Source organism: Pseudomonas sp. WC1, assembly GCF_050586565.1.
Taxonomy (GTDB): domain Bacteria; phylum Pseudomonadota; class Gammaproteobacteria; order Pseudomonadales; family Pseudomonadaceae; genus Aquipseudomonas.
Map to the genome: position 1 here is coordinate 21,014 of NZ_JBOBDQ010000065.1, position 11,603 is coordinate 32,616.

At 59.9% G+C, this 11,603-nt stretch carries 7 protein-coding genes; 1 reads left to right on the forward strand and 6 read right to left on the reverse strand.

Annotated elements, in window-relative coordinates:
- Window positions 1–75: 75 nt before the first annotated feature.
- The 6 genes from ACQ4OD_RS22995 to phhA form a co-directional block, all read right to left on the reverse strand.
- Complete coding sequence (locus ACQ4OD_RS22995; RefSeq protein WP_430944989.1) at window positions 76–1,272, reverse strand: MFS transporter; 1,197 nt, start codon at window positions 1,270–1,272, stop codon at window positions 76–78.
- 145 nt (window positions 1,273–1,417) lie between these two features.
- The gene (locus ACQ4OD_RS23000; RefSeq protein ID WP_430944990.1) at window positions 1,418–6,637 is read right to left on the reverse strand and encodes a deaminase domain-containing protein; all 5,220 of its coding nucleotides are present in this window, start codon (window positions 6,635–6,637) and stop codon (window positions 1,418–1,420) included.
- A 378-nt stretch (window positions 6,638–7,015) separates the two neighbouring features.
- Entirely contained in the window at window positions 7,016–7,141 is a 126-nt protein-coding gene (locus ACQ4OD_RS23005) for a hypothetical protein (RefSeq protein ID WP_256582632.1), read from the reverse strand.
- Window positions 7,142–7,373: 232 nt separating this feature from the next.
- On the reverse strand, window positions 7,374–8,570 hold the full coding sequence (locus ACQ4OD_RS23010) for an amino acid aminotransferase (RefSeq protein WP_177486060.1): 1,197 nt from the start codon (window positions 8,568–8,570) through the stop codon (window positions 7,374–7,376).
- Window positions 8,567–8,923: a 4a-hydroxytetrahydrobiopterin dehydratase gene (locus ACQ4OD_RS23015; RefSeq protein WP_023628481.1), complete on the reverse strand. Its 357-nt coding sequence runs from the start codon at window positions 8,921–8,923 to the stop codon at window positions 8,567–8,569. The genes ACQ4OD_RS23010 and ACQ4OD_RS23015 overlap by 4 nt, the downstream gene beginning before the upstream one ends.
- 38 nt (window positions 8,924–8,961) lie before the next feature.
- A complete protein-coding gene (gene phhA / locus ACQ4OD_RS23020) occupies window positions 8,962–9,750 on the reverse strand; it encodes a phenylalanine 4-monooxygenase (protein WP_023628482.1) in 789 nt (262 codons plus the stop codon).
- A 255-nt stretch (window positions 9,751–10,005) separates the two neighbouring features.
- Between phhA and ACQ4OD_RS23025 the strand changes: the two genes are divergently transcribed.
- Window positions 10,006–11,565: a sigma-54-dependent transcriptional regulator gene (locus tag ACQ4OD_RS23025; protein WP_102683096.1), complete on the forward strand. Its 1,560-nt coding sequence runs from the start codon at window positions 10,006–10,008 to the stop codon at window positions 11,563–11,565.
- Window positions 11,566–11,603 lie beyond the last annotated feature (38 nt).

The following is an 11,603-nucleotide window of genomic DNA, read 5'->3' on the forward strand; positions in this document are numbered from 1 at the left end:
GCCCGAGCCATGCGCTAACCCTGTGGGAGCCGGCTTGCCGGCGATGAGGCCGGTGAAGCTACAGCCGAATCAGGATTAATGTGCACTTTGGCGCATCCGCCGCGCCTGGCGAAACAGGTACAAGCTCAACACCAGCCCGCATCCCGCTGCCGCTGCCGCGAACAGGAAAATCGAGGCAAAGCCGAAGCCTGCTGCCACGGCCCCCACCAAGGGTCCGGTGATGCCCAGCGACAGGTCGATGAACAGCGAGTAGGCCCCCACCGCCGCGCCACGGTTGGCCGCCGATACCTGATTGACCGCCTCCACCCCCAGTGCCGGGAACACCAGCGAGAAACCGAAGCCGCTCAACGCGGCGCCGGCCAGGGCCAGTCCGGGCGTCGGCGCCAGCCAGAGCATCAGCAAGCCCAGGGTTTCTACCGACAGGCAGGCGATAGCCACGCGAAAGCCGCCGATGCGGTTGATCAGGTTGCCGAACAGCAGCCGCGCACAGATGAAGCTGGCACCGAACAGGCTCAGGGTCAGCGCGGCGTCGGGCCAGCCGCGGCTGGCGTAGTACAGGGTGATGAAGGTGGCGATGGTGCCGAAACCGATCGAGCCCAAGGCCAGCCCCGAGCCATGCGGAAAAACCTTGCCCAGCACGCGCAGGAATGGCAGCCGCACCCCTGCCACCACCGGCGCGGCGCGCTTGGGCCAGGCCAGCAGTAGGCCAAGTATGCCGAGCAGGATGATGCTCGCGCCCATGCTCCACAGCCCCAGGTGCTTGACCATCACCACGCCCAGCGGCGCGCCGATGGCCAATGCGCCATAGCTGGCGATGCCGTTCCAGGAAATCACCTTGGCGGTGTTCTGCGAGCCGACCCGGCCAATCCCCCAGCCAATCGAACCCGAGCCCACCAAGCTTTCGGCGCTGCCCAGCACCAGGCGACCAATCAGCAGGCAGGCCAGGCTCAGCCAGGGCAGGTGGGTGAGGAAGCTGCAGGCCAGCATAAAGACGCCGCTCAGGCCACAGCCGAACAGGCCGTACATGACCGCTTTCTTGCTGCCCAGGTTGTCGATGATGCGGCTGGCAGTAGGGCGGCTGAGCAGGGTGGCCAGGTACTGCACGCTGATCACCAAGCCGGCGACCACGGCGCTGAAACCCAGGTCGTTGTGCACGTAGCCAGGCAGCACGGCCAGGGGAATGCCGATGTTCAGGTAGCCGATGAAGGTGAACAGGACGATGGCCACCACCTGGGCGGTGGTCCTTGGTGAAGAAAGGTGAAGCTGGGGCATGTGGGGTTCCAATCGTGGTGAAGCTGAGGCTTCGCCATGATAGCCATCTCGACCCAGGCTGGGTATGAAGCTTGGATCGAGAGGGGGATGAGGCGGCCGCGGTCGTCAAGACCGAGCCACGGTTATCACCTGAGTCTGAGCGGAGTCAGATTGGATACTGGTCCAGGTAGGTCACCCAGAAGTCGGCGTCGGCGTAGTTGAGCCTCAGTTGAGGGAGCACCACCCCCCCGCAGGATCTGCAGGTATCCATTCGAGTAAACATATGGATTGAGTAGATGCTGTTCGAGGGGTGTTTTTCCTTGAGGATGGTTGCAATCAGGCGTTCCGAATCCAGATAGCGGTCATACGTTCGAACCGACACCCTACCCGAATGTCGCACAACGGGGAGGCTGACGATGTCTGGATCAGGTGCGCGGTTATGCATCAGCGCACCGGCATCGATGTAGGTGGTATCGCCTACGTTGTGGCTGTTTCCGTCGGGCGTATAGGGTTTGAGATGTAATCCTTCCGCTCGTTTGCCGCCAGCTAGTGCGTAATAGACGAATTTTTTTCCATCCTTGGTGACAATCGAAGCAAACGCCAGGTTGCTGTTGTTCATCTGCTGGCCAATCATTACAGCGACATCGCGCTGGGCGATATTATTGACCGTCAATGGCACCCAAAGCTCCTCCCTCCCTTGAATCGGCAGCAGCTCATTCAGGGTTTCGACGATGCTGTTTTTTTCGGCGATATTGCGTCGAGTGATGGGCTTCCAGTCTGAAATCAGACTTCTTGTTTCGTTTATAAGACCTTGTTGGGCGTGCTCCCCCGAGAGGATGTTTTCTGCATAGTGAAGCATTTCATTGCGTTCATTGTTGTCGAGGCACCATCGCGCATATGCTTGGTAGTCCTTGTTGGCGGGGGAGGCCGCAAGCCACGCCTGCAGCCCTGGCTCACGTTTCCCCACGAGGGCGCAGTACAGCAGCTTGGCAATATTGTCTCGATCGGTTGAACTGCCGGGCCGCTCGGCGACGAATCGGTACTGATTGGACAGGCGCAAGTACTCGTCGATTTCACTGGCGTCGGTCACTGGGGTAAATGTGAGTGCTCCCGGGCCTTGAGGGGTTTTATAAAACTTACCGTTGTCTACTTCCACGTAGATGCTTTTTTGCGCGTTCCACTCCATATTGAGCCCGCGTAAGCGTCGTTTATCCACGATCTGTTCTGATACTTGTTCCAGTTCTACGACTGGAACGTGGGGGTTGATTGCCTTGGCCTGCGTGCCACTGATCGCGGGTGATAGGCCGAAGTTACGCTCCCTGGACATGCGGCCGTTGATCTGGGGTAGGTAAGTCGGTGTGTTGGGTAGCCCCAGGCTGCTGCATTGCTCCGTGCTCAGTGCAAGCAGTTTCTTTTCCCTTGTGAACTGGACAGGCCGTGTTCCCTTGATGGGCGCATGGTCCCATTTGCAAAACTTTCCTTCGTGAACCAGCAGATCCAGCGAGGTGGCCGAACTCAGGTCTGTGGCCGCGATGTTTCGGCGCTCAAGATGAAACTCCCTCGCCTCGAATGCCTGGCTGATTTCCTGCCCGCGTGTCAGTGGGGGCTGATTGGGAAGCGTGCGTTCGACGGGAAGGCTGATCAACTTGGTGAATGGTATGCAAGAGGCCTCCTCCAGGTCGCGCCTGAGACGACAGGTCACCTCCGAGGCTGATATGGCCTCCAGGTCGCTGACTGGTGTATTGGATAGTTGCGTCAGGCAAGGTTCGGGCAGGTTGGCATCGAGGTGGTATTCGTGACCATCAATCTGGATGTCGTAGTGCGCTGCACCCTTGTAACGAACCCTTAGACGACATGCTTCAGCAATAGCCAGGCTTATCTTGTCGTCTTCGGACATGACGCCTGCGATACGTGTCGGATAATGCCCTGGACTAATCGAGCCCAGGCTTTTCAAGGGTGTCAATGAAGGTGCTTGTGCCGTTCCTTCGACGATAAGCCTAGGTCCGTAGGGCAGGTTGTCGTGTGGATCAAGCAGTTTGTAACTTGTTTTTTCTGGGGTGCCTAGATCCTGCACGAGGCAGTTTTCGGTATTTCCCACCTGCATCAGGACGTTCTCTGAGTAGGGATGCGCCCTCTCACTCAAGACTTTCAGGGCAATGCTGTATGCACCCTCTTGCGTCATGTGCACCAGTGGAGGGGTTCCTCGCAGGTCGTGCAGCCAACGCAGCGCAGGCTGCGCGAGCTTTTCCCAGGACTTTACGGATAGCCAGCGTGCAAGTCGGCCCATATCTCTATATACGAGAACCGGGCTTTGCTGGGCCAAGTGGCTGACCAGCTCCACGATAGCGCTGCTCATTGCTTCGCAAGTGGCTCGCAAGCTGAGGCGACCGGCTGTACGTATGATTGTCGCGCTCGAGGCAATGAACTTGCCTGCCGGTATCAGGACGCCTATCGAATCCATTACGCACCCTGCGATCACACCTGCCGAGTGATCACCTTCCGCCAGATCGGAAATGCAGCCATAGAAAGGCAGGATCGCACGCGCGAGGAATTCAGCGATCTTCTTCTCCAGTGCGATCATCTCTTCCCATGGGGTGGTGTGAGTGTGATCTGCCTTGAACTGCGCCAGCGTGGATGCGTAGAGGTGCGCTGTCGCAGTAGTGGCCAATGCCTGGAAAAAGTCGGCCTCACTGGCCTGGTGCGCATAGACCCGTCTCGATGCTGCAATCAGTTTGCCCTTGCGTGGCGTCTGGAGCTGATTCGCCAGGCGCGAGGGGGTTCCGTTGAGATAGGCATCACTGTCCAGGGGTTGCAACGGGGTCGCGCGGGCCTGGAGTTCGCGGTCGTGGTTCCCCCAGTGCTTGTCCATCGTCTCGACAATATTGCCGCTAAAACCGGTGTTCGGCTCAACCCTGTAACTGAATTGCTGGTTGCAAGGACGAAGTGCACCGGCACTGGGTGTGAGTTCGAAGAAATACTCTTTACTGGCGTCGTGACTATCGAAATCTTCTCGGTGGTCGCCAGGTTGGCAACGGATGAACAGGCCTTGGATTCCTGTTTGCTCCTCGCTGTCCGACGGTGTGTTGAACGCTACCCGGCTCACTTCACAGGTGGAGGTATGAAGCTGTGTGCGCAAAGCTTGCGGCAGTTCCATGAAGAGGCGCTTGATCAGGCGTGCATGAGCTTGCTGCCAGTCGGCCTTGAACGTTTCGAAGGCCTGCTCATACAGCGTTGGAACTGTGCTTTTCCCGGCCCGATAGATATCGCCGGACATGACTAACTGGGTCAGGTTTTCGATGATTGGCCGCTGGCTTGGTGCGCCGACATCGTCCGCGAACCCGGGAGTGGTGATGGTGTGGTGCCAGGTGTAAACGGTCGCTTTGACCAAGCCCCGGGCACTCAGGTAGTGCCATGTTCCATCGGTTTCGATCGGTTTGTCCCAATATCGCCTGTCAACACCGGCCTGGCTTAATTGTTCTTCGGCCAGCGTTTTGCGGTCCGGTGGCGTCATGGCGAGCTGGCTTGCATCTTCAGCAAAGGACTTTTGTGCGTCTGCGGTGAACTCCAGCGCACGCTGAATCTGATGTGCCGTTGCTTGCCCGATGTCCTCAACCGTCAAGTCTGCAAGCGCGCCATGGGCCTTCGCATAGCGCAATGCCGGCAGGGCCAGGGCGTTGCTCCAGTGCCGCTGTACCTGTTCATCATCAGAGGCACTCAAGTCGCTGGCCAATGTGACAACTTTGTCAAATGAGGCTCTGCAACTGGCGCCGGGCATCATCGCTTCAAGCAGCCTGGCACCGTGAATCAGCGCAACGCTTTGCAGAGAACGGCCATAGTAGAGCCAGTCGGGTGTGCCGGTAACAAGCAGTTCGGGAGCGATTTCGCGAAGCAGCAGGTATTCGAGCAGCTCCAGTGCGGCCGGGGAAATGCCAGGATTGCGCTCAGTGATAGCGTTGCAGATTTTATTACGCAATTGCAGGTGGTTGTACTCGGATACCCAGTGGCCCTGAAAGTCTTCGGCCACCGAGCGATTCGACTGCGTCCGCGGCCCCAAAAAGTGATCGATGATTGCTCGGCTTGCCAGTGCTTGTGTCGCACGCGGGGATGCGGACTCTCCAACAGAGGCACCATACCAACCTGCAAGTCCGAGTAGGGGGCGGAAAACGTCTGCAAACTGCAGTGACCGCATCATCAGTTGCCAGGCTTGTGGGGCAGGCATCAGCAAATGTCGCTTGTCTTGCTTGCGCTCGCAGAGCAGTTCAAAGCCTGCGTTCGTGAACAATTCGTCGATGGAGCAGTCGTCAGACCAGTCGTTGAAGGCGAGTGGCGTACTCGTCAGGGCTCGACTGTCAGGCAAAGGTTCGAGCGGGGAGGGGGCAAGCGTTGTTGGTGTAAGGGGCAACAGCAAGGAGGCTAATCGAAGGCAGCCTGTGCTACTTAGTGACGGGTGCACCTGCTTCAGTTTGTTTGCAAAGGAAAACGCCTGCATGCCCCGGGCGCGTTGAGCATTTTCAAGGGTGAGCTTCACCCAGGCTTCAGTATTTCCGTGTACTGCATGGAGTGCCACTTTCCTGAGAAGTCGGACGCCCAGGTCCTGAGTATGGGCCTTGCTCCATTCAACCGGTGGGCTGTTATCGTGAGAGCGATCTTCATCCACCCAGGTCGGTATCTGTGAGGCGGCAGCAAGCGCCTTGATACGAAGCTTCATCATGGGCTGGGTGAGGTGCATGTTTCGGGAAAGTATCAGTGCTTTATCTTCGTACTCTGCTGTGGTGGGCAGTAATTCTTCAAGCGTCCTGACCAGGGATGCCAAGGCTGACAGGGCCGGGCTCAATTCGTATGCCGTAAGGCCCTGCAACAGGTTTTCAGCAGGGCATTGCGCAAGCCAATCGCTAGCAAGGTCTCGGCGCTGACCACGCTTGAACTGCAGCATCCACATCTGCAATGAGCTGGGCACGCCGGCCAGCAGTTCGCCCAGTTCGAAAAATGCCTCCTTGCCCAGCCGGGCAGCCTCTGTGCTCGGCATGTTTTCACCAAACAACAAGTTATCCAGCTGCTTTCTCGCGGTATCCGTTTTAATCGAGGCTTCATTAAGCCATGCGAGGCGGGCAAAAAAATGGTGGATGTGGCGGGGTGTCAGGGTTTCCGGTGCAACGCTCAATACTGCGGCAACCAGCGCGTAGGTCTTCGTGTTGCCGTACAGATCCATAAGATTGGTAAAGAAGAAGCGTGGGTCTTCAGGGAACTGCGTGTTGTTGTCCAGCAGGAATCTGAGAGTGAGGTGAACTGCCCTGATCGGATCGTGCGCCTCACGTGGCGCGCTCAGGGGAATGTCCAAGTTGTCGGCGACCAGTACAGGAGCAGATGCCTGGATGTTGTTATCCATGTTTTCATCAGTCGAGTGCCAGCTTGTTACATGTGTTCGGATTCTTTCCAGCAGTTGCGATGGGGTAATCTGCGTGGCGTCGTGACCAGGTGCTGGTTCATTGCCAGGGGGCGGTATCCGGTTCTGGGATATTGAGTGGCTGGGTGTGGCGCCAGTACGCTGAGCGGTAGGAGATGCGTCACAGAGAGGGTGGGCAGTGGGTTGGGAATCAATTGACATGTGGCCTCCTGTAGGGAGGGCAACAGTCTGTGGATTCAATCAAGGACAGGGTGGTACAGGGTTATCGCATTCTGAGGGGAATCTGGACGGTGTGAAAACGTGATGACGGGGATAGCCCGCAGGTCAGCCGTTTTCACACAGTCGGAGGGGGATGCGCGGCTATTCCTGGTCGGCGCTGGATTGATCGTCACTGTCCTCGACGACGGGCGTCGGTTCGGCGTGGGCGGCAACGGATTGCTCTTCGGGGTTCAGGCTTGGGAAGGGAAGATTCGGGATTTCATGCATCTCGTCGTTCCTCGCAAGTGTGAGTGAAAAGGCAGCGCTTGGCGCATGTGAGGCTTCGAAAAGCTGGGGCAGGATACAGCAGTCTGGATGACAGTTTGGGATTTTTCCCGGACGCTGGTCGGTTTTAGCGGGCGGCTATCGGACAGGGGGAAGCAGGAGGGGCGCGGGAGCGGTTTGTCCCGCGATAGTGCTATCGCGGAGCAAACCGCTCCCACGCCCCTGCGGCCAGGTTTCAGCGACAGACGTCGGCGATGGCCGCTGCCAGCTGCTCCAGGCGCTTGGCATCTGCACCGGCGATGTTCGCCCGGCCGGTACCGACCATGTACACGCTGTGCCGCTCACGCAGTAGGCGCACTTGCTCGGGGTTCAGGCCGGTGTAGGAGAACATCCCGCGTTGCGCGGCGACGTGCGCGAAGCGCTCGGCCAGGCCATGGGGCTCCAGCGCTTTCACCAGGCCGACGCGAAGCTCGGCGATGCGCTGGCGCATGGCGTTCACTTCCTCGATCCACAACGCCTTGAGTGCCGGGTCCCCGAGGATCTCGGCGACCACCGCCGCGCCATGGTCTGGCGGTGTCGACCACAGGTTGCGCGCAATGAAGGCCAGCTGGCTGCGCACATCCTGCAGTTTCTCGGCGTCGTGGCTGCACACCAGCAGGGCGCCGGTGCGCTCACGGTACAGACCAAAGTTTTTCGAGCAGGAGCTGGTGATCAGCAGTTCCGGCAGTTCGGCGGCGAACAGGCGCACTGCCCAGGCGTCCTCCTCCAGGCCGTCACCGAAGCCTTGGTAGGCAAAGTCGATCAATGGCAGCAGGTTGCGCCGCTTGACGATGTCGAGCACCGCGCGCCAGTCGTCCTGGCCCAGGTCGAAGCCGGTGGGGTTGTGGCAGCAGGCGTGCAGTAACACCACGTCGCCTTGCGGTGCCCGCTCCAGTGCGGCGAGCATGCCGTCGACGTTCAGCTGGTTGTCCGCGCCCACGTAGGGGTAGTGCGACACCTTGAGCCCGGCGCCGGCGAAGATCGTCTCGTGGATCGGCCAGGTCGGGTCGCTCAGCCAGATACTGCGGCCCGGCAGACAATGGGCGATGAACTCCGCCGCCAGGCGCAGGGCACCCGTGCCGCCAGGGGTCTGGGTGGCACCAGCGCGTTGGCTTTTGAGCAGTGTGCAATTGCTGCCCAGCACCAGCTCGCTGACCAGGCGCGTGAACGCTGCATCACCATGGCCGCCGACATAGCTCTTGGTGGCCTGCCGCTCGACCAGGCGCTGCTCGGCCTGCTTGACCGCAGCCGGAATCGGCGTGAGCCCTTGGGCGTCCTTGAATACGCCGACCCCCAGGTCGAACTTGGCCGGATTGCTGTCGCGGGCGTAGGCCTCCATCAGCCCCAGGATCGGGTCGCCAGGGACCCGACCGATGGCCGAGAAGTGCATCACTTGCGCCCTTCAGCAGTTTTGGCGACCTCGTCGGTGCGCGCGCACATGATGAAGTCATTGCGGTGCAGGCCTTTGATCGAGTGGCTCCACCAGGTCACGGTGACCTTGCCCCACTCGGTCAGCAGGCCAGGGTGGTGGCCTTCGGCTTCGGCGATTTCGCCGATGGCATTGGTGAAGGCCAGGGCGTGCTTGAAGTTCTTGAACAGGAATACGCGCTCGAGCTCCATGTGGCCGTCGCGGGTTTCGATGTTCCAGTCCGGGATCAGTCGGATCAGTTCCGCCAGTTCCTCGTCGGTGACTTTCGGCGCATCGGCGCGGCAGGCTTCGCAGTGGGCTTGGTTCAAGGCATTCATGGGTGCTTTCCGGTTTGAGTTGTTATCGACAAGGGCGCTCAGGCAGCGACCTTGGGTGGAAACTTCGGTGCGTGCAGGCCCAGCTGCATGGCCTGGTGGACCATGGCCATGATGTCTTCGTGGGCCAGGTCGAACAGACGCTTCATGTTCGGCAGGACGAAGTACAGGGGCTGCAGGATATCGATGCGATAGGGCGTGCGCATGGCTTCGATCGGGTCGAAGGCCTGGTGCTCCGGTTCGCTGGACAGGCTATAGACTGTTTCTTTCGGCGAGGAGAGGATGCCGCCGCCGTAGATCTTGCGGCCTTGCGCGGTCTCCATCAGGCCGAATTCGATGGTCATCCAGTACAGGCGTGCCAGGTAGACGCGCTGTTCCTTGGTCGCTGCCAGGCCGAGCTTGCCATAGGTGTGGGTGAATTCGGCGAAGAACGGGTTGGTCAGCAGTGGGCAGTGGCCGAAGATCTCGTGGAAGATGTCGGGCTCCTGCAGGTAGTCCAGCTCTTCCGGGGTGCGGATGAAGGTGGCGACCGGGAAGCGTTTGCTGGCCAGCAGTTCGAAGAAGGTCTGGAAGGGGATCAGCGCGGGGACGCGGGCGACCTGCCAGCCGGTGGTGGCGCCAAGCACCTTGTTGACTTCGCCCAGCTGCGGGATGCGGTCATGGGGCAGCTTGAGCTGGTCGATGCCGTCCAGGTATTCCTGGCATGCCCGGCCTTCGATCACTTTCAACTGACGAGTGATCAGGGTGTTCCACACCGCATGCTCTTGCTGCGGGTAGTCGATAAAGCCATGCGCATCGGGCTCGCGTGCCACGTATTGCGTCTGTTTCATGTGGCTCTCCTGGTGAGGGCGTTCTTGTTATGTACAGGACATACCTTAGGAATATCCCTACAAACGAGGTTTTGCACCGGGGTGAGGGCAGATCCTGCGTATCCGTTTGTCTTCTGTGCGTAACGATAATTTTACAAAATCAGCGTCATCCCGGAAAATCACGGACATCGAGCTGGGCAGATGGCTATTTTTGTCAGCTTATCTTTACGACTTTTCCGTGGCGCGAGCAAAAACTCGGCCGCTTAGAGAACCTTTATGCGCATCAAAGTGCACTGCCAGAACCGCATCGGTATATTGCGGGACATCCTCAACCTGCTGGTGGAGTACGGGATCAACGTGTTGCGCGGCGAAGTGGGAGGTGACCATGGCAACGCCATCTACCTGCACTGCCCGAACCTGATCAACCTGCAGTTCCAGGCCCTGCGGCCCAAATTCGAGTCGATCGCCGGGGTGTTCGGGGTCAAGCGTGTCGGCCTGATGCCCAGCGAGCGCCGGCACATGGAGCTCAATGCGCTGCTGGGGGCGCTGGACTTCCCGGTGCTGTCGATCGACATGGGCGGCAGCATCGTCGCCGCCAATCGCGGCGCGGCGCAGCTGCTCGGTGTCAGGGTCGACGAAGTACCGGGCATTCCGCTGTCGCGCTATGTCGAGGACTTCGACCTGCCGGAGCTGATACGGGCCAACAAATCGCGGATCAACGGCCTGCGGATCAAGGTCAAGGGCGATGTGTTCCTGGCCGATATCGCACCGCTGCAGTCCGAGCATGACGACAGTGAAGCCCTGGCCGGCGCGGTAATCACCCTGCACCGCGCGGACCGTATCGGTGAGCGCATCTACAACGTGCGCAAGCAGGAGTTACGTGGGTTCGACAGCATCTTCCAGAGCTCACGGGTAATGGCCGCCGTGGTGCGCGAGGCGCGGCGCATGGCACCGTTGGATGCACCGCTGCTGATCGAGGGCGAGACCGGTACCGGCAAGGAGCTGCTGGCGCGGGCCTGTCACCTGGCCAGTCCGCGTGGCCAGGCGCCGCTGATGGCGCTCAACTGCGCCGGCCTGCCCGAGTCGATGGCCGAAACCGAACTGTTCGGCTACGGGCCAGGGGCGTTCGAAGGCGCGCGGGCCGAGGGCAAGCTGGGGCTGCTGGAGCTGACGGCTGGCGGCACATTGTTCCTCGACGGCGTGGGGGAGATGAGCCCGCGCTTGCAGGTCAAGTTGCTGCGCTTCTTGCAGGATGGCTGTTTCCGCCGGGTCGGCAGCGACGAAGAGGTGTACCTGGATGTACGGGTGATCTGCGCGACCCAGGTCGACCTTTCCGAACTGTGCGCCCGGGGCGAGTTCCGCCAGGACCTCTACCACCGTCTCAACGTGCTGTCGTTGCACATCCCGCCGCTGCGCGAATGCATGGACGGCCTGGAAGGGCTGGTGCAGCACTTCCTCGACCAGGCCAGCCGGCAGATCGGCTGCCCGCTGCCGCGCCTGGCGCCGACGGCAATGGAGAAGCTCGGCCAGTATCATTGGCCGGGCAATGTGCGCCAGTTGGAGAACGTGTTGTTCCAGGCGGTGTCGCTGTGCGAAGGCGGGGTGGTGAAGAGCGAACATATCCGCTTGCCGGATTATGGCGCGCGCCAACCGTTGGGCGAGTTTTCCCTGGATGGCGATCTTTCGCAGATTGTCGGGCGGTTTGAAAGGGCGGTATTGGAAAGTTTGATGAGTGAATTTCCAAGTAGCCGGGCGCTGGGGAAAAGATTGGGCGTTTCCCATACGACCATTGCCAACAAGTTGCGGGATTATTCGTTGAACAAGTCGGTGGAGTAATCTGGAAGTTTATCGAGGCTGAAATTGATCGCAGGGCA